At 42.7% G+C, this 19,527-nt stretch carries 18 protein-coding genes; 2 read left to right on the top strand and 16 right to left on the bottom strand.

Going from position 1 to position 19,527, the window contains the following annotated elements:
- Positions 1 to 187 precede the first annotated feature (187 nt).
- The 16 genes from radA to PG840_RS10365 all read right to left on the bottom strand — a co-directional run bounded on the left by radA (position 188) and on the right by PG840_RS10365 (position 18,245).
- A complete protein-coding gene (gene radA / locus PG840_RS10440) occupies positions 188 to 1,546 on the bottom strand; it encodes a DNA repair protein RadA (protein WP_055156105.1) in 1,359 nt (452 codons plus the stop codon).
- 157 nt (positions 1,547 to 1,703) lie between these two features.
- The gene (locus PG840_RS10435; protein WP_008368562.1) at positions 1,704 to 2,114 is read right to left on the bottom strand and encodes a hypothetical protein; all 411 of its coding nucleotides are present in this window, start codon (positions 2,112 to 2,114) and stop codon (positions 1,704 to 1,706) included.
- 101 nt (positions 2,115 to 2,215) lie between these two features.
- Positions 2,216 to 4,663: an ATP-dependent Clp protease ATP-binding subunit gene (locus PG840_RS10430; RefSeq protein WP_270613624.1), complete on the bottom strand. Its 2,448-nt coding sequence runs from the start codon at positions 4,661 to 4,663 to the stop codon at positions 2,216 to 2,218.
- 31 nt (positions 4,664 to 4,694) lie between these two features.
- On the bottom strand, positions 4,695 to 5,063 hold the full coding sequence (locus PG840_RS10425; RefSeq protein ID WP_270613623.1) for a GntR family transcriptional regulator: 369 nt from the start codon (positions 5,061 to 5,063) through the stop codon (positions 4,695 to 4,697).
- A 196-nt stretch (positions 5,064 to 5,259) separates the two neighbouring features.
- Entirely contained in the window at positions 5,260 to 6,810 is a 1,551-nt protein-coding gene (gene hcp / locus PG840_RS10420; protein ID WP_442872509.1) for a hydroxylamine reductase, read from the bottom strand.
- A gap of 198 nt (positions 6,811 to 7,008) precedes the next feature.
- Complete coding sequence (glmM, locus tag PG840_RS10415) at positions 7,009 to 8,355, bottom strand: phosphoglucosamine mutase (RefSeq protein WP_118219484.1); 1,347 nt, start codon at positions 8,353 to 8,355, stop codon at positions 7,009 to 7,011.
- 34 nt (positions 8,356 to 8,389) lie between these two features.
- The gene (gene trpS, locus PG840_RS10410) at positions 8,390 to 9,475 is read right to left on the bottom strand and encodes a tryptophan--tRNA ligase (protein ID WP_195250846.1); all 1,086 of its coding nucleotides are present in this window, start codon (positions 9,473 to 9,475) and stop codon (positions 8,390 to 8,392) included.
- A gap of 42 nt (positions 9,476 to 9,517) precedes the next feature.
- Positions 9,518 to 9,982 carry a large conductance mechanosensitive channel protein MscL gene (gene mscL / locus PG840_RS10405; RefSeq protein ID WP_022220518.1) on the bottom strand — a complete coding sequence of 155 codons (465 nt, stop codon included), beginning with the start codon at positions 9,980 to 9,982 and terminating at the stop codon, positions 9,518 to 9,520.
- A 56-nt stretch (positions 9,983 to 10,038) separates the two neighbouring features.
- A complete protein-coding gene (locus PG840_RS10400) occupies positions 10,039 to 10,902 on the bottom strand; it encodes a putative manganese transporter (RefSeq protein ID WP_117557042.1) in 864 nt (287 codons plus the stop codon).
- A gap of 170 nt (positions 10,903 to 11,072) precedes the next feature.
- The gene (locus tag PG840_RS10395) at positions 11,073 to 12,953 is read right to left on the bottom strand and encodes a heavy metal translocating P-type ATPase (RefSeq protein ID WP_195250842.1); all 1,881 of its coding nucleotides are present in this window, start codon (positions 12,951 to 12,953) and stop codon (positions 11,073 to 11,075) included.
- A gap of 33 nt (positions 12,954 to 12,986) precedes the next feature.
- Positions 12,987 to 13,205 (bottom strand): cation transporter, encoded by a 219-nt coding sequence (locus PG840_RS10390; protein ID WP_117557045.1) that lies wholly within the window; start codon positions 13,203 to 13,205, stop codon positions 12,987 to 12,989.
- Positions 13,206 to 13,386: 181 nt separating this feature from the next.
- A complete protein-coding gene (locus PG840_RS10385; RefSeq protein ID WP_117557046.1) occupies positions 13,387 to 13,950 on the bottom strand; it encodes a TetR family transcriptional regulator in 564 nt (187 codons plus the stop codon).
- An 80-nt stretch (positions 13,951 to 14,030) separates the two neighbouring features.
- Positions 14,031 to 15,437 (bottom strand): radical SAM protein, encoded by a 1,407-nt coding sequence (locus PG840_RS10380; protein WP_270613620.1) that lies wholly within the window; start codon positions 15,435 to 15,437, stop codon positions 14,031 to 14,033.
- A gap of 20 nt (positions 15,438 to 15,457) precedes the next feature.
- A complete protein-coding gene (locus tag PG840_RS10375; RefSeq protein ID WP_270613618.1) occupies positions 15,458 to 16,048 on the bottom strand; it encodes a manganese efflux pump MntP in 591 nt (196 codons plus the stop codon).
- A gap of 275 nt (positions 16,049 to 16,323) precedes the next feature.
- Positions 16,324 to 17,502, bottom strand: a complete 1,179-nt coding sequence (locus PG840_RS10370; protein ID WP_173688748.1) for a phosphoribosylaminoimidazolecarboxamide formyltransferase — start codon at positions 17,500 to 17,502, stop codon at positions 16,324 to 16,326.
- A 29-nt stretch (positions 17,503 to 17,531) separates the two neighbouring features.
- Positions 17,532 to 18,245: an IMP cyclohydrolase gene (locus PG840_RS10365; RefSeq protein ID WP_008373293.1), complete on the bottom strand. Its 714-nt coding sequence runs from the start codon at positions 18,243 to 18,245 to the stop codon at positions 17,532 to 17,534.
- Positions 18,246 to 18,459: 214 nt separating this feature from the next.
- Between PG840_RS10365 and PG840_RS10360 the strand changes: the two genes are divergently transcribed.
- Together PG840_RS10360 and PG840_RS10355 are read left to right on the top strand one after the other, a co-directional pair.
- Positions 18,460 to 19,206: an AzlC family ABC transporter permease gene (locus PG840_RS10360; protein ID WP_270613617.1), complete on the top strand. Its 747-nt coding sequence runs from the start codon at positions 18,460 to 18,462 to the stop codon at positions 19,204 to 19,206.
- A complete protein-coding gene (locus PG840_RS10355; RefSeq protein WP_022220771.1) occupies positions 19,196 to 19,507 on the top strand; it encodes an AzlD domain-containing protein in 312 nt (103 codons plus the stop codon). Before PG840_RS10360 ends, PG840_RS10355 begins: the two co-directional genes overlap by 11 nt.
- Positions 19,508 to 19,527: the final 20 nt, after the last annotated feature.

Below are 19,527 nucleotides of genomic sequence, written 5' to 3'. Positions count from 1 at the left end.
GCAATTCAGAATATTCTGACATTTTGATGCTTCAGTTCAGTCCTCCGCTTCCGCTTAAGTAAACTATTTCCTTACTCGCCAGAATCGGAATCTTTAAAGATCTTTAACTTTTATAATTTCGTAATTGCTATGTAAAAGAGGGAACAGAAATTATCACATCTATCCTGTTTCCTCTTTACATGTTCTCCTACTCAATCAGTCCGATTGCCTCGTTAATGCTTTTCACTCCAATGATTTTGATCCCACCAATACTCTTCACGCTATCCAAAGATACTTCTGGCACAATACACGTCTCAAATCCAAGCTTCTTCGCCTCTGCCACCCGCTGTTCCGGCATATTTACCGCACGGACTTCTCCACTTAATCCAACTTCTCCAAACACAATCGTCCGTTCATCAAATGGTCTGTTCTTATAGCTTGATACGATCGCCATCACGATTCCAAGGTCTATCGCGGGTTCATTGATCTTGATACCTCCGGCAATATTTACATAGGCATCATAATTTCCAAGATGATATCCAATCCTTTTTTCCAAAACCGCCATCAGAAGGTTCACCCTGTTGTAATCTGTTCCTGCTGCTGTTCTTCTTGGCATTCCAAAATTGCTTTCGCATACCAGCGCCTGGATTTCCAGCAAGATCGGACGTGTTCCTTCCATAGAACATGCCACAACAGATCCAGATGCATTTTCCGGACGCCCATTCAGCATAAATTCTGATGGATTTTCCACCTCCCGAAGACCATCTCTTCGCATTTCAAATACACCAATCTCATTCGTCGAACCAAAACGATTTTTCACTCCTCGAAGAATCCGGTAAGATGCATGCCTGTCTCCTTCAAAATACAGAACCGTATCTACCATATGTTCCAATACTCTTGGACCGGCGACAGTTCCTTCTTTTGTAACATGTCCGACAATAAAAATCGAAATCCCAAGCCCTTTTGCAAGCTGCATCAGCGTATTTGTTGCCTCTCTGACCTGCGACACACTTCCCGGTGCGGAACCGACTTCTTCACTGTACATTGTCTGAATCGAATCAATGATCACGGTATCTGGTTTTTCCTTTTCAATCACATTGCGGATCAGTTCCAGATTAGTCTCACAAAGCAAAAGCAGATGATCATTAAATTCTCCCATCCTCTGTGCACGCAATTTAATCTGGCGAAGCGATTCTTCCCCTGATATGTACAAAACCTTTCGTTCTTTTTTTGCCAGTTTCTGACACACCTGCAGGAGCAGCGTTGACTTACCGATTCCCGGATCACCGCCTACCAGAATCAGGGAACCCGGTACGATTCCGCCTCCCAGTACACGATCCAGTTCTTTAATCTCGGTTGTCACCCGCTCTTCATTCTCTGTCTTTACTTCTGACAATGGTACAATACGAATCTCTTTTGCCGCTTTAACTGCTGCCGTATTCGACGTTGTCACACACTCTTCCACGAAAGAGTTCCATTCCTTGCACATTGGACACTGCCCCAGCCATTTTGATTCTTCATGCCCACAATTCTGGCAGAAAAAAACCGACTTTTTTGCCTTCGCCATATTCCATCTCCTTATCTATCTTAAAAAATTACCAACTGCTTCTCTTGCCTGTTCCCAGTTTATATACTTTCGGTAAAGAAAGAGCCTGCCGAAGCAGACTCTTTTACTTTTCTTAAATACCTATGTACTTCAAACAACTCTTGCTGTAATCATTATCCTACTTTCTTACAACCTTGATCTCAACGCTTTCTTTTCCAAGTTCCGCACTTACACTAAGCTTTGCGCTTAAGTTTGTCTTCATATCACCAACATTCATATCATTCATATATACGATATAGTCTGTATCCGGTTCAAGTTCCAGTGTGATCTGTGCATCTCCTGTCCCTGATACCTTGAATGAGATCACATCTTCTGATACTTCAAAATGCTCTACTGCAGTTCCCGGAACAGATTCATATACGAACATTCCATTCTTTTCAAGCTTTGTAATCTCTTTAAATGTCTTTACTTTATATATATCTCCCTGAAATTCAAATCCATCCTTTTTTGTCTTTGTATCCAGAGTGTAATCACCGAAACTGAGTGTTCCGTCTAATTCACTTCTGATAAGTTCTTTGACTACTGTCATTGTTCAAATCCTCCTAATGGTCTTTCTCTTTCGACTTGTGGACTGTGAATTTTCCACATCCGAACCGTTTTTCTTATTATATAATAAAACTTCTTCTTTTGCTAGCTGTTTATCTCTCTGACTGTAAATTTTATTTCCTTTTTAGAAATACCGGCTTCCACATGGTCTCCACGTTTGATCTCACCATTCAAAAGTGCTTCCGCAAGTTTGTCTTCCAACTGGCTCTGTACTGCCCTTCTCAGCGGTCTTGCACCATACTTCTTGTCACTTCCGGTCTCAACGATATGCTTCTTCACAGAATCACGCACAACCAGTATAATTTCAAGCTGCTCTTTTGCTCTCTGCACAACTTCTTTACACATCAGCCCTACGATCTTCTTCATATTGTCCTCATTCAGCGGATGGAATACGATGATCTCATCAATACGGTTCAGGAACTCTGGGCGGAATAACTGCTTTACTTCGTCCATCACATTTGCTTTCATACGCTTGTAATCCGCCTTCTGGTCTTCCTGCTGGGTAAATCCAAGCTTCTTCGGTTCAATGATTGCCTTGGCACCTGCATTGGACGTCATAATGATAACCGTATTGCGGAAATCTACTTTTCTTCCCTGCGAATCCGTAATATGTCCGTCATCCAGTACCTGAAGTAAAATATTAAACACATCCGGATGTGCTTTCTCAATCTCATCAAACAAAATGACAGAATATGGATTTCTGCGTACTTTTTCGCTGAGCTGTCCGCCATCCTCATGTCCCACATACCCCGGAGGCGATCCGATCATCTTGGATACACTGTGCTTCTCCATATATTCGGACATATCTACCCGGATCATATCCTCTTCATTGCCAAAGAGTGCTTCTGCAAGAGCTTTGGAAAGCTCTGTCTTTCCTACACCTGTAGGACCAAGGAATAAGAATGAACCAATCGGACGTGCCGGATCTTTCAATCCCACTCTTCCTCGTTTTACCGCTTTGGAAAGTGCCTGGATTGCCTCTTCCTGACCAATCACACGCTTCTCCAGTGTTTTATCCAGCTTTTTCAGGCGTTCGCTCTCAGATTCATTCAGTCTTGTTACCGGGATTCGTGTCCACATGGAAATTACATCCGCAACATCTTCTTCAGTTACCGGAACTTTTTTCTTTTCATTCTTTTTATTGAAACGCTTTTTCGCCTGTTCTAATTTCTTTTCTGCTTCCTTCTGTTCTCTATGGAGCTCCGATGCTTTTTCAATATCTCCTGCTTTCAGTGCCACTTCTTTTTCCTGCTCCAGCTTTCCACAGCGGATTTCTGTCCCAACAATATTCTCCGGCACTTTAAATCCACGAAGTTTTACTTTTGAACAGCTTTCATCCAACACATCAATTGCCTTATCCGGAAGGAAACGGTCATTGATATAACGGCATGACATATGTACTGCCGCTTTCAACGCATCCTCTTCGATCTCTACATCATGATGAACCTCATATTTTTCTTTCAGGCCTTCCAGGATCCGGATACACTCGTCTTCTGTCGGTTCTTCAACCGTAACCGGCTGGAATCTTCTTTCCAGAGCCGCATCCTTCTCAATATACTTGCGGTATTCCGTAAGAGTTGTTGCACCGATCAGCTGCATCTCCCCTCTTGCCAGAGATGGTTTCAGAATATTGGATGCATCAATCGCGCCCTCTGCACCACCGGCACCGATAATGGTATGAAGTTCATCTAAGAAAAGGATAATATTGCCCGCCGTCTTTACCTCACGGATCAGTTTTTTCATGCGCTCTTCAAATTCACCACGATACTTGGAGCCTGCAATCATCCCCGGAAGATCCAGCACCATGATCCGCTTATCTTTCATGCTTTCCGGAACAATTCCTTCCGCGATCTGTCTTGCAAGTCCTTCCACGATTGCTGTCTTACCGACTCCCGGCTCTCCCACAAGGCACGGATTATTCTTGGTCCGTCTGCTCAGGATCTCCATGATACGTGCAATTTCTTTTTCACGTCCAATAACCGGATCCAGCTTTCCTTCTCTTGCTTCCTGTGTCAGATCCGTACTGTACTGGTCTATAATTCCGCCAACATTTTCCCCATCCTTCTGATTTTCCATATACTCTTTCGGATCAATTCCCGCCGCAAGCAGAAGATCCTGAAAAAGTTTTTGAATATTTACATTCAGGGTCATCAACATACGGGTAGCCACACAATCTCCATCTTTGAGCATTGTAAGCAGAAGATGTTCGGTTCCGACTTTTTCAGATGCAAGCTGCGCTGCCTCATTCTGGCTTTCTTCCAGAATATATCGAAGTCTCGGACTGTACTCCAGATGCTTTCTTTCCTTCTTAGCTGCCTCAGGAGCAGATACAAGGATATCCATTGCTTTTTCCATCTGTTCTTCATCGACTTTATTCTTATCAAGCACCTGCCCTGCAACTCCGGTAAAAACCCTCTTAAGCCCGAAAAGAAGATGTTCTGTCCCAACATATGGATGCTTCAGTTCGGCTGCAATCTTCCGTGCCATATTCAGCGCTTCCTGCGCCTGCCTTGTATATTGCTTTTCTGCCATATAATTTTAGTCTCCTTTTTTCAATCTATCTCTATTCATAATCTGCATAGATCTCGTCTACCAGTTCATGAACTTCTTCTTTCGTAATGTTTTTGCAACTTCCTTTTGCCAGAAGTACCCGAAGCTGCTCTTTCAGATCCTGCAAAGCTTCCAGCTTATCTTCATCAATACAGATCACCGCACCTCTTCGTCTGTCAAGCTGAAGAAAACCTTCCTGCCGCAGGACATTGTATGCCTTATTCACTGTATGCATATTGATTCCGATATTATCTGCCAGCTGTCTCACAGACGGCAAAGTATCTCCTTCATGAATCGTCGAAGTGGCAATTCCCATAATGATCTGATTCCTGAGCTGTATATAAATCGCCTCATCACTGTTAAAATCAATTTCAATCAGCATAAAACGCACTCCTTTTTCTATTGTACCGGCATCGCCATTGTTATATTTATGTTAGCACAGACGACACTTTTTGTAAAGGAAACAGTATGTAAAAAAGCACTACCTCTTCTTACTCACACTTTTTTGTGCTTTCCGTTTCAGAAGTAATGCTTTTCATTTCTTATTTCCGCTTTCTTTCTCTCACGTTCAAACCTCTTCAACCTAAAATTTTCTTCAGATCCTCATCTACTGTACTGATCGGGGTAATCTGATACTCTTGTACCAGGTAATTTAGAACATTCGGTGACACAAACGCCGGAAGCGTCGGACCCAGGTAAATATTTTTGATTCCGAGCGCCAGAAGTGTCAGCAGAATCGCAACCGCTTTCTGTTCATACCATGACAGGATCATAGACAGTGGAAGTTCATTTACCTCACACCCAAACGCTTCTGCAAGAGCCATTGCAACTTTAATCGCACTGTACGCATCATTACACTGTCCCATATCCAAAATTCTTGGAATCCCCTCAATTTCTCCGAGCCTCAGATCATTCAATCTGTATTTTCCACATGCCAGCGTCAGGATGATCGTATCCATCGGTGTCTTTTTCGCAAATTCCGTATAGTAGCTCCGGCCTGGTGCTGCGCCATCACAGCCTCCGATCAGAAAGAAATGCCTGATTTTCCCCTGCTTTACCAAATCCACGATCTTTCCTGCATTTTCCAGAACTGCGTTGTGTGCAAATCCGGTCATCACGGTTGTTCCTCCATTAATCCCTGTCATCGGATGATCTTCCGGATATCCACCGCATTCCAATGCTTTTGCAATAACCGGCGTAAAATCTTTGTCCGCACCAATATGAACCATCTCCGGATAAGACACCACCGAAGTTGTAAACACCCGGTCTGCATAGCTCTGTCTGACCGGCATCAGACAATTTGTCGTAAATAAAATTGGCGCAGGAATATTATGGAACTCAAATTGCTGACTCTGCCAGGCCGTTCCGAAATTACCTTTCAAATGCGGATATTCCTTTAATTTTGGATATCCGTGTGCCGGAAGCATTTCACTGTGCGTATAAATATTGATGCCTTTATCTTTGGTCTGCTCCAGAAGCAGCTTCATATCATGCAGATCATGACCACTGACTACAATAAACGGTCCCTTTTCTATCGTAAGCGGAACTTCTGTCGGAATTGGATCTCCATAGCTTTCCGTGTTTGCTTTATCCAGAAGTTCCATGCAGCGCAAGTTGATTTTACCGGTTTCTATGACTACCGGAAGCAGTTCTTCCATCCCTTTTTCTTCTCCCAGAATCCTCATTCCCTTATAAAAGAAATTCATAATCTCCGCATCCACATATCCCAGTGCCCATGCATGATAAGCATATGCTGCAGTCCCTCGTAAGCCAAACAAGATCAATGACTTTAACGAACGGATATCTTCCGGTGCCTCCCAGATCTTCTGTACATTATAAGCATCTTTTCCTGGTTTTCTGTTTTCTGCTTCTTCTCTGATCTCATCTGACAGTTTTTTCACTGTATCACTGTTGAAATTTACATTTGTAATCGTGGTAAACAGACCTTTTAACATCAGTTCATCCGAAGATCTGCTTCTTTCATTTTCTGTAACTGCCCTTGCCAGCCGGATCAGTTCACCAGTCAGTTCATCTTGAAGATTTGCTGTATCCGACTTTTTTCCACATACACCTGTATGTCCTTCGCAGCCCGTGTTATGAGCGGTCTGCTGGCATTGAAAACAAAACATTTCCTCCATTTCTTTTTCCTCCATGTTTTTTTAATAGCATGTCAAAATATAGAAAATCTATACCAGAAGAACATTTTTCTTTATTATTCAAATAATATTTTTCAAACATCCAGACTATGGTTCGCAAACTAAAAAAGGATGGCCCACAGACTTTCATCTGCAAGCTATCCTTTTCTGCACGATTCTATTTCAGATTTTTTATTCTACGATGAGTCCTTCTTTTTCAATCACATCGATTACCTGAGTCACATACTTTTCGCAAAGCTCGTCCGTCGCCGCTTCAACCATGACACGGATTACCGGTTCCGTTCCACTTTCACGGACAAGGATTCTTCCGTCATCTCCAAGTGCTTCTGCAACTGCATCGACTGCTTTGACCACTTCCGGATTCTCCCTTGCTGTCTTCTTATCTGCCACACGCACATTTTTCAGAAGCTGTGGATAGATCTTCACTTCTTCTGTCAGCTGTCCGAGGGACTGTTTGGTCTCCATGATAACTTCCATCAGCATCAGAGAAGTCAGAATACCATCTCCTGTCGTTGCATGCTTACTGAAAATAATATGTCCGGACTGTTCACCGCCCAGCATGAATCCATTCTTGACCATGTTCTCATAGACATATTTGTCGCCGACCTGTGTCTTTTCGTACTTCATGCCAATCTTGTCGCATGCTTTATAAAGTCCAAGATTCGACATGATAGTAGTAACGATGGTATCGTCTTTTAACTGACCATGTTCTTTCATATATTTGCCACACACATAAAGGATCAGATCCCCGTCAACAACATTTCCATTCTCATCAACAGCAATGCAGCGGTCCGCATCTCCATCGTATGCAAATCCGACATCCAGACCATTTTCTTTTACATATTCCTGGAGCACGTTAATATGTGTAGAACCGCAATTTGTGTTGATATTGGTTCCATCCGGCTCATTATTGATTACATAAGTTTTTGCTCCAAGTGCATCAAATACACTTTTGGCAATACTTGAAGAACTTCCGTTGGAACAATCCAGTCCGACTTTCACATCTTTAAAAGAACGGGTTGCCAGACTGATCAAATGTCCGATATAACGGTTTCTTCCTGCTGCATAATCTACGGTTCTTCCGATCGCCTCTTTTTTAGCAAGCGGAATTTCTCCGGATTCCCCATCAATATAAGCCTCCACTTTGGCTTCTACTTCTGCTTCCAGCTTCTGACCTTTACTGTTGATCACTTTGATTCCATTATCATAGTACGGGTTATGGCTTGCAGAAATCATGATTCCGCAGTCAAAATCTTCGGTTCTTACCACGTAAGACACACTTGGAGTTGTCGTCACATGAAGAAGATATGCATCTGCTCCTGACGCAGTAAGTCCTGCCGCCAGTGCATATTCAAACATATAGCTACTTCTTCTGGTATCTTTACCGATCACGATTCTTGCCTTGTGTTCCTGTCCGTAATACCAGCCAAGATAACGTCCTACCTTAAACGCATGCTCTACCGTCAGTACTACATTAGCTTCTCCACGGAATCCATCTGTTCCGAAATATTTACCCATAATTATTATCTCTCCTCCGGCTTAAAGCCTTTCTTTATTCTGCAAATCTTGCTGTCTGTTCCTGGATCAGCTGCTGATCTTCAAAATAGTTGATCTTCATCGCATCTTTTACTTCTTTTAAAGTCTGTGCTGCCACTTTTTCAGCTTCAATACTTCCTTTATGAAGGATCTCGTAGATCTCCGGAATCTTCTTCTCCAGTTCTTTTCTTCTTGCACGGATCGGTGCAAGCTCTTCCTGCATAACCGCATTCAGGAACTTCTTAACCTTAACGTCACCAAGTCCACCACGTCTGTAATGATCCTTCAATTCATCCAGATTCTTATAATCCGGCAGATATTTTTCAAAATGTTCATCTGTACAGAATGCATCCAGATAAGTGAAAACGGAATTCCCTTCTACCTGTCCCGGATCAGATACCTTCAAATGATTCGGATCTGTATACATTCCCATGATCTTCTGTCTTACTTCTTCCTCGGAATCAGACAAATAAATACAGTTACCAAGGGATTTACTCATCTTTGCTTTTCCATCCGTTCCAGGAAGACGGCAACAGCTTTCGTTCTCCGGAATCAGCGCTTTCGGCATAACCAATGCTTCTCCATATACACTGTTGAATTTGTGTACGATCTCACGGCACTGTTCGATCATCGGAAGCTGATCCTCACCTACCGGTACAGTCGTTGCCTTAAACGCTGTGATATCTGCTGCCTGGCTGATCGGATAAGTAAAGAATCCTACCGGAATACTTGCTTCAAAATTACGCATCTGGATCTCCGATTTAACTGTTGGGTTTCTCTGAAGACGGGATACCGTAACCAGATTCATATAATAAAAAGAAAGTTCTGTCAGTTCCGGTACCTGTGACTGGATGAAAATCGTGGATTTCTCCGGATCCAGTCCGCATGACAGATAATCCAGTGCAACCTCAATAATATTCTGACGTACCTTTTCCGGGTTATCTGCATTATCAGTCAGTGCCTGTGCATCTGCGATCATGATAAAGATCTTGTCATATTCTCCGGAATTCTGCAGTTCTACTCTTCGCTTTAAGGATCCAACATAATGTCCGACATGAAGCCGTCCGGTTGGTCTGTCACCTGTTAAAATAATTTTCTCCATTGTTTTTATGTTCCTCTCTGTCGTATTATTCCTGTCTTTTCTTTATTCTTCCTTGTCCGTATCCTCAGCCGGAAGCTCAGATGTACAGTATGCACATCTGGTTGCTGCGATCGGGATTTCTGACATGCAGTACGGGCAGATCTTCGTAGCCGGTGCTGCCGGTGCTTCTTCCTCCTTCTTAAGCAGCTTTTCTGTTCTTGAAGCAAGATTGTTCATCACTTTTACAAAACAAAAAATAACAAGTGCCATCAGAAGAAAGTTGATCACCGCTGTAATAAAATTGCCATATTTGATCGTGTCATTCTCACCAGATCCGATTCGGATCACCCAGTTGGAAAAATTGACCCCACCAGTCAGAAGACTGATCACCGGCATGATCATATCATTTACAAGAGAATTCACAATCGACTGGAATGCACCACCAATAATAACGCCGACTGCAAGATCCATTACATTTCCCCTTGCAATAAACTCTTTGAATTCTGCAATAAATCCTTTTTTAGCCATCTCAACTCCTCTTCTCTCGTTCCTTTTAGTCTTCTGCGCCATATAAGGATATTGTACTACATTCCAAACAGGATTTCCACTATAATTCCGCACACTACACTGATTCCGTAAAGTGTTGCGACGATCATCACATTCTTCTTCCAACTATGGTTCGTCTTAAAAAGCACGATCAGTCCGATTCCGGCACATGACAAAAGTCCGGCAAACATACTGCCGACATTTAAGACTCCCTCAAGATAAAATTTCGTAATTGTAATAGAAGCTGCGCAGTTCGGAATCAGGCCGACAAGACCAGCCAGAAAAATTCCGGCAATTGGATAATGCGTCACCACGTTCATGACCTCTTCCATTCCAATCCACTCCACAACTGCATTTAACGCAAAAGAAATTACATATATAAATACCAGAATCTGTACCGAATGGATGAGTGCTGATTTTACAATGCTTCCTTCTTCACAGTGACAGTGGTCATGCTCACAGATATCATGAATGTGCAGTCCTCTCTGGTATCCTTTGCCTAGCACCCGCACTCCGATATCAACCAGAATCCCTGCAACAATACCAACGATAATCTTTCCGATTAAAATTGCCATGATCTTACGGACATCCGCCTGCTCTGAGATCAGGATCGGAAGCATCTCATCTGATGTAGACAGAAAAACAGCGATCATCGTTCCAACTGTGATGACTCCGCCGGAATACAGATTTGCTGCTGCTGCCGAAAATCCGCACTGCGGAACAACGCCCAGGATTCCACCGATCACAGGCCCTTTTTTCCCTGCTCCAAGAAGCATCCGCACCGTCTTCTGACCGGCTTTATTCTCCAGATATTCCATCGCAAGGTATGTCAGAAAAAGGAAAGGTATCAGTTTCACAGTGTCGATTGTTGTATCTTTTAGTATATCTATAAACAGTTCCATCTTGTATCTCCCTTCTTGGTTTCACTATTCTAATCCGTTTTGTCATTTTACACTGTCATTGAAAAAAAAGCAAGGGAAATATGGTAGTGAGGCAAACCAGTACGTTTTCTATATCAAAAAAAGAACTCCCCCATTACTTTGAGGGTAGTTCTTTCTGCTTTGTGATCCTATTATTTTACTTTCAGTGTTCTCATGGAGTTCAGGATTGCGATTACGGATACTCCTACATCGGCAAAGACGGCTTCCCACATATTGGCCATGCCGAGGGCTCCCAGGATGAGGACCAGAACTTTGACACCGAGGGCAAAGACGATATTCTGATGTACGATCTGGAGAGTTTTTCCTGCAATTCTCATAATGGAGGATATCTTAAGGATATTATCATCCATCAGAACAACATCTGCGGCTTCGATTGCTGCATCGGATCCCATGCTTCCCATTGCGATTCCGATATCAGCTCTGGAGAGTACCGGTGCATCATTGATACCATCACCAACAAAACCAAGCTTTTCTTTCTCACCGAGTTCTCCGAGAAGTGCTTCAACCTTATCTACCTTATCCCCCGGAAGGAGATCTGTGTAGACTTCATCGATTCCAAGGCTTTCTGCTACTGCTTCACCGACATCTTTTCTGTCACCGGTAAGCATAACTGTCTTTTTGACACCGCTTTGTTTGAGCTGCGCGATCGCACGTTTGGCTTCCGGTTTGACCGTATCAGAAATTACGATGGTCCCGAGGAATTCTTTTTCAGCCGCCAGATATACGACCGTACCAGGGACTGTGCATGGCTCATATTCCACGCCTTTTTCTTCCATCAGCTTTGCATTTCCGGCATAGACAACTCTTCCGTCGATCTTTGCCTTGATTCCGTGTCCGGCGATTTCTTCAGCCTGTTCCACCCTGTCCATGGACAACTCACCAAGCTCCGCTTCTTCGTACGCTTTCTTGAGTGCTGCTGAGATTGGATGATCGGAATAGCCTTCCGCAAGGGCTGCCACTTCAAGAAGTCCTTCTTTTTCCCATCCGTTCGGAATAACTTCTGATACAACGAATTCACCTTTTGTCAGTGTACCAGTCTTATCAAATACAATCGTTTTCATCTCAGAGAGTGCTTCCAGATAATTGCTTCCCTTTACCAGAACGCCCTGTTTGGATGCTGCTCCGATTCCTCCAAAAAAACCAAGTGGAACAGAGATCACCAGTGCACATGGGCAGGAGATTACAAGGAAAATACATGCTCTCTGAATCCATTCTGCAAATCCACCGCCAAGAATGATTGGTGGAAGGAATGCAAGTACAACTGCCGCACAAACCACGATCGGCGTATAGTATTTTGCAAACTTTGTAATGAAGTTCTCTACATGTGCCTTTTTGCTGCTGGCATTTTCAACCAGTTCCAGAATCTTCGCAACTGTAGAATCATCAAACTCTTTCGTTGTGCGCACCTTAAGAAGTCCGCTTCCATTTACACAACCGCTGATAATCTCAGAACCTTCTGTTACTTCTCGCGGAACCGACTCCCCGGTCAGTGCAGAAGTATCTACAAAGGATGTTCCCGATACAACCACACCATCGAGAGGAACTCTCTCTCCTGCTTTGATGACGATCTCCGTACCAATCTCTACATCATCCGGATCAACCTGTTTGAGCTTTCCGTCTTCTTCAATATTCGCATATTCCGGACAGATATCCATCATTGCACTGATTGACTGGCGGGAACGGTTGACTGCATAACTCTGGAATAACTCCCCGATCTGATAGAACAACATAACCGCTACCGCTTCCGAATATTCCTTTACTCCAAGTGCACCAAACGTTGCTATACACATCAGAAAGTTCTCATCAAATACCTGACCATGACTGATATTGCGCACAGCCCGGTAAATGATATCCCATCCCACGATCAGATAAGGTATCATAAATAACAAAAACTGCACCGGAATTTCGGACTGAAATTCCAGTTTTCCCATATGTTCCAGTACAAAAAGAGGAACATAAATAACTGACGCTGCGATAATACGGTACAGCATTATTTTCTGTTTTTTCATCATAGAAGACTCTCCCCTTTCATACCTTTTCCGGTTTTACAGCTGAATCTGGCAGTCCGGCTCTACCTTCTTGCATACAGCAACGACTTCCTGCATGATTTCATCAAATCTTACATCATCTGCATCGATCGTAAGCTTCTGCATCATAAAACTTACCGTTGCATCATTTACACCATCAATTTTTTTGATTGCATCTTCCATTTTTGCTGCACAGTTTGCGCAATCAAGGTCTACCATTTTAAATTTTTTCTTCATCTTTCTTTCCTCCTGAAAAATTTTCTCTCACTGAACATATGAGCAACTGTTCATATGTTCATAATAACTCTGTAATAGAAATCCGTCAAGCAATTTAAATAACATTTTTTATTTTCTGACAGTAAAACAAAAAGAAGAACCCGGAATATCCCAGATTCTTCTCAAATTTATATTTTGTTCTTTACTTTTCAAGTAGCTCCAAAATAGGATGCGACATCAGAAACAGATAATACTCCATCGCTTCATCCGCTGTCAGGTGAATCTCCCGGCTGGTCAGCCAGTATTTAAGCCCGTTTACAACGGTAATCGTATGAAACTCCAGAAAGATCTTTTTATCTTTGATACCCTGAAGCTTTTCGATCTTGATCTTATGCCTGCTTACCAGTTCTTCAATCAGCTGGCGAATCTTTTTTTCAAGAATCTCTTCAAATCCATTCTGACCGGTAACTTCAAACGCTTTCAGATAATAGATCCGGTCTTTTTCCATCTTCCGGAACAGCAGATAGATCGCTTCTTTTTCCATCCCGTCTTCCATCATCTCACGGGCATGCCGGAATACCTCTGTCTCCAGAAGCCACTCCATCACTTCATATTTATCCTGAAAGTAATTATAAAATGTCGGTCTGATAACTCCCGCCTGATCTGTGATCATCTTAATTGTTATCTTATCAAAAGATCCTTTGATTAGAAGCTCCTTGAAGCTCTCTGCAAGCAGGTTCTTTGTCAATTCTCTTTTTCTCTCCATGTATCGTCCTCTTTTTCCTGCCCATTTCTCTTGACGAACATTCTATCACAACCGAAACGCTTTTTCAAACCGATTTTCTTTTAGTTTTCTGTGCGTTTTTTATAGTTTGTGTAGCCTTTCTGCTGATGCGGATGCTCTTTCCAAAGTCTGTCTGCCGTTTCTTTCCATTCACAGGCATATGCTTCACATTTGCTGCATAAATGCTCTGCACTCTCCGGTGACTGCAGATCTGTTGATTTTGCACCAGTCTCCTTTATCATCTCCTGAAGGATTTCCGGATTCTCAAGCATCGGACATGGCCGCAGATGATTATCATTAAATGGCTGCCGGTCTCTGTATGCCATAAAGAGTGGCTGTTTGAGAGCTTCCAGGAGCGTAACTTCCCGGATATTTGCAGAAGAGTAATGAATAAATACACATGGTTCTACATCTCCATTTGCATTGATATGGCAATAATTTCTTCCTCCTGCGATACATCCTCCGACAAACTCTCCATCATTCTGGAAATCCATCGCATAAATTGGCTTTCCGCCTGTCATACTGCGGATCTCTCTTACCCGGTGATACATATATTCTCTCTGTTCTTTTGTCGGCAGCAGATCCGGTGCTGCATCATTTCCAACCGGCATATAATGGAAATACCAGGTGAAACGACATCCCTTTCCGATGATCATATCCAGGAATTCATCCGATGTAACCGTTTCAATGTTCTTTCTGGTATAACAGATAGACGTACCAAAGATCAGACCATATTTCTTTAACCGATCCATGGTTGCCATAACCTTGTTGAATACACCCTCTCCACGGCGCATGTCATTGACCTCTTCAAATCCTTCCAGACTAATTGAAAGGGACAGGTTGCCGACTCTTCTCATCTCTTCGCAAAATTCATCATCTACCAGTGTTCCATTTGTAAATGCATGAAATTCGCAGTCATAATGCTTTTCACAAAGTCTGATAATATCTTTTTTTCTTACTAACGGCTCCCCGCCTGTATACATATAGAAATAAATTCCAAGTTCTTTTCCTTGTGTAATGATGCTGTCCATCTCTTCATATGTAAGATTCAGTTTATGCCCATATTCTGCCGCCCAGCATCCGGTACAATGAAGATTACATGCACTTGTCGGATCCATCAGGATCAGCCACGGAATATTGCACTGATGTACCTCTCTCATACTGCGGATTGTTTTCGTTCCATGGAACGCCGCTTCAAATCCAAGGTTTAATGCTGTCTGTTTAATAACATGCGGGTCAATTTCATCCAATGCACGATTCACATAACTCATCCACTTCGAATCCGGATCCTGTATCATCTTTCTTGCGCCTTCATAGGAGCTCTTCTGGAAATTGTCTCCCATGAAACGCTCGGTCAGATCAACAAGATCAAGCAGACCTTTTTCTCTGTCTTTATCCATTTTTCGCATTGCCAAATCAATTGCTCCGCCAAATGCTGCCCTTGCTGCTTTATGTGTCAATTCGCCCATACTCTTTTCCTCCTGCTATTTTAAAATAAAAAATGCGTAACCACCATATCTGCCCCGGCGATCAGGAATAATATCCCACCGATCCAGTAAGCTTTGCAGTTATATTCACAGCCCAGTCTGTATCCAACCTCCACGCCAAGAAAACACTGAATGATCGTAACCGGAAGCAGTACCATCCCCTGTTCCAGAATCTCTACACTCCAAAAGCCGATTCCCATTCCGGCAAAAAGCGCATCTACGCTGGTAAGTACTGCCAGTTTTCTAAGCCGTTTCCAATTTATCTCATCGTTTCTACGCTCAAAGATCTGTTTATTATTTCTTGCTTTACAGATCATATAGATACCAAGTCCGATAAATATCAGCACCGACAAAATTTCCCAACCGCTTGCCGCTGTTGAAATCGTTTCATTCATCTTCCTGTCCGGCTTCAGAATATCTGCAACAACATTTCCCAGGATCAATGCAAGGAGTTGTGCCCCTCCAAAAAGCAAACTGGATAAGATTATGTCTTTTCCGTGCTTTCTTGAAAATCCTGCTCCGACACAGATATGTACGACAAATACGTCAAACGAAAGCCCGATTGAAATTAAAAGAATTTCAAGAATCCCCATAGATTCGCCTCCTCATGCTGGCTGTTATATATATATTATGTAATTTCCTTCCGAATAATAAATCTTCAGATTACCGGTTCTGTTTATTTTTTAACGACATCTTTCCACATTTGTCGCATATCTTTTTATTTTTTCAATAGATTCGTGCGAGTGCGCATCTCCGGCACGCAGTGCCTTTTGTTTCCTAGGAAGTTCTTTCGGAATTTCCTAGGAAATAAAAAATTCCCGCAAAGGTAGATCTTCTACCTCTGCAGGAACTTTGCTTCTTTATTATCTTAGTGATGGAATAAACGGATTCCGGTAAATGCCATCGCCATGTTGTATTTGTTACAGGTATCAATTACATTGTCATCACGGATTGATCCACCCGGTTCTGCAATATATGTAACACCGCTCTTATGTGCACGTTCGATGTTATCTCCAAACGGGAAAAATGCGTCTGATCCAAGTGCCACACCCGTCAGCTTATCAAGCCATGCTCTCTTTTCTTCTCTGGTAAATACTTCCGGTTTTTCAGTGAAAATATTTTCCCAGGTTCCGTCTGCCAGTACGTCCATATATTCTTCACCAATATACAGATCAATTGCATTATCCCGGTCTGCACGCTTAATTCCTTCTTTAAATGGAAGAGCAAGTACTTTCGGGCACTGTCTCAGCCACCAGTTATCTGCCTTCTGTCCTGCAAGACGGGTACAGTGGATACGGGACTGCTGTCCGGCTCCGATTCCGATTGCCTGTCCGTCTTTTACATAGCATACAGAGTTTGACTGTGTATATTTTAAAGTAATCATGGAAATTGCAAGATCTCTCTTTGCGTGATCCGGAATTTCTTTGTTCTCAGTCACTACATTTGAGAAGAAATCATCATCAATCTTCAGTTCATTTCTTCCCTGCTCAAAAGTAATACCAAATACATCCTTGTGTTCAGTCGGTGCCGGAACATAATTCGGATCGATCTGGATCACATTGTAATTACCTTTCTTTTTCTGTGCAAGAATCTCCAGTGCTTCCGGTTCATATCCAGGTGCGATCACTCCATCCGATACTTCTCTCTTGATCAGTCTTGCCGTATCAACATCACAGACATCAGAAAGCGCAATAAAATCACCGAATGAAGACATACGGTCTGCACCTCTTGCACGTGCATAAGCGCTTGCAAGCGGAGAAAGTTCTCCAAGGTCATCTACCCAGTAAATTTTTGCAAGAGTTTCATCCAGCGGCAGTCCGACTGCAGCACCTGCCGGTGACACATGTTTAAAGGAAGTTGCTGCCGGAAGTCCGGTTGCTTTTTTCAATTCCGATACCAGCTGCCATCCGTTAAATGCATCCAGAAAGTTAATATATCCCGGACGTCCCATCAGAACTTTGATCGGGAGATCACTTCCGTCTTTCATATAGATACGTGACGGCTTCTGATTCGGGTTACATCCATATTTGAGTTCTAATTCATTCATGATTCCTGCTCCTTCTTCACCTTTGTATACTATTTATTCTTATTGATGATCTTGCTTTCGTATGTTCCTGTCTCAATATCAATATATCTTACAAACAGAGATACTTTATTATCTGCATTCAGACTGTTCCAGAGTGTGTCTGCAAATGTGTCCATATCATCCGGAATTGCAACAAGCTTTGGTTCTCCTTCAAAACTCGGAAGCGGATTTCCATCACACTTGTATGTGTGGATAAAATGTCCTTCTCCGGCTACCGGATTCTCATATGCAAAGGTGTAACGGTTGCATGCATCCGGATTTCCGTTATTGCTCTTCAAAATGGACATTGCATAGTTATATTTTCCGTTCTCAATGTGCATGATACCGGAAATACGTGGTGTGTAGTTTGGTCCATCCGGTTCAAATTCACGGCTTCGAAGGGACTGTTCAAACGTCATCTGTCTGTCCATACCTTCATAAATTGTATCAGTCTGATCTCCGTTTGTAACGATCGTCTTATTGCCGAGTACACGCACCGGTGCGTAGATAATTAAGCTTGGGTCTGTCAGCTTTGACTCGTCAAATGCCTGTGTGCGGATTCCTTCTCCTTCTTCTACAAAGACACGATTACGGCTGTTCTCACTTCTTCCCATGATAAAATAAGCTGTGACCGCTTTGCTTCCGTCGGCAGACTTTCCGATGATGATCCCTCTTCCAGGATAAGAATTGCTCTGCAGTTCTTTTTCAATAGATAACATTTCCATGCTTCAATCTCCTTTTATAACTTGTACTTATGTTTGCACATTTATTTATCACTATTTATTATAACTCATAATACCACTATATTTCCAGTCTTTCTGTAAATTTTTTTTCAAGTTCTTTTAAAACATCATTTTCAAGACCACCGTTCCATGGTAAAATGTTAGTAAAATAACAATTCAAATTTGGGGATTATTTACAAAAGAGAGGTTTTACTTCATGAGTAGAAACAGAAAAATGGATTTTGCAGCCGGGATACAGGATGGCATTCCCATCTGTCTCGGCTATATTGCGGTATCATTTACCTTTGGTATCATGGCAAAAAATGCAGGACTTTCCACTTGGGAAGCCGTTCTGCTTTCCCTTACAAACCTGACCAGCGCCGGGCAATTTGCTGGTCTGTCACTGATTACGGCATCCGCATCCTATTTTGAAATGGCATTCACCCAGTTCATCATCAATCTCAGATATTCGCTGATGTCCTGTGCCCTTTCACAGAAAATTGATAACCACTATCCTTTTTTCCACCGTTTTCTTATCGCATACGGTGTAACGGATGAAGTCTTCGGCGTATCCGTATCCCGCCCCGGAAGGATTACTCCATGGTATTCTTACGGTGTGATGGCACTTGCCGCACCTGGCTGGACACTTGGCACTTTCCTCGGAGTAGTATCAGGAAGTATCCTGCCTGACCGGATCGTCAGCGCACTGAGCGTTGCATTGTATGGAATGTTTATCGCAATCATTATTCCTCCGGCACGTGATAACAGGATCATCGGAACCATTGTCGTGATTTCCATGGCAGCAAGCTTCCTTTTCACAAAGGCTCCTGTGCTATGCCAAATTTCTTCTGGCTTCCGAATCATTATCCTTACGATTCTGATTGCCGGAATCGCAGCGTATTTCTTCCCTGTAAAAGAAGAAACAAATCCAGAAGATAAGGAGGATTCTTCCGTTGAAGCATAATCTATATATGTATATCTTTGTCATGGCAGCCGTCACCTATCTGATCCGTATGCTGCCACTGACGCTGATCAGGAAAGAGATCAAAAATACTTTTATAAAATCTTTTTTATATTATGTACCTTATGTAACTCTGGCTGTTATGACCTTTCCGGCCATTCTGACAGCCACCGCCAATATCTGGTCTGCCGCCATTGGTTTTGCAATCGCACTGATCCTTGCATGGAACAGAAAAAGTCTGATCTGTGTTTCCCTTTTTTCATGTGCCGGCGTATTTCTTGTTGAATTATTAACCGGACTGTAGACTGTAAGACAGATGATCTG

Origin of the sequence: Coprococcus sp. AM97-35 (genome assembly GCF_027697525.1) — a bacterium.
GTDB classification, from domain to species: Bacteria; Bacillota; Clostridia; order Lachnospirales; family Lachnospiraceae; genus Allocoprococcus; species Allocoprococcus comes.
The sequence above is the reverse complement of the archived record's forward strand: the minus strand, read 5'-3'. Positions and strand labels throughout refer to the sequence as shown.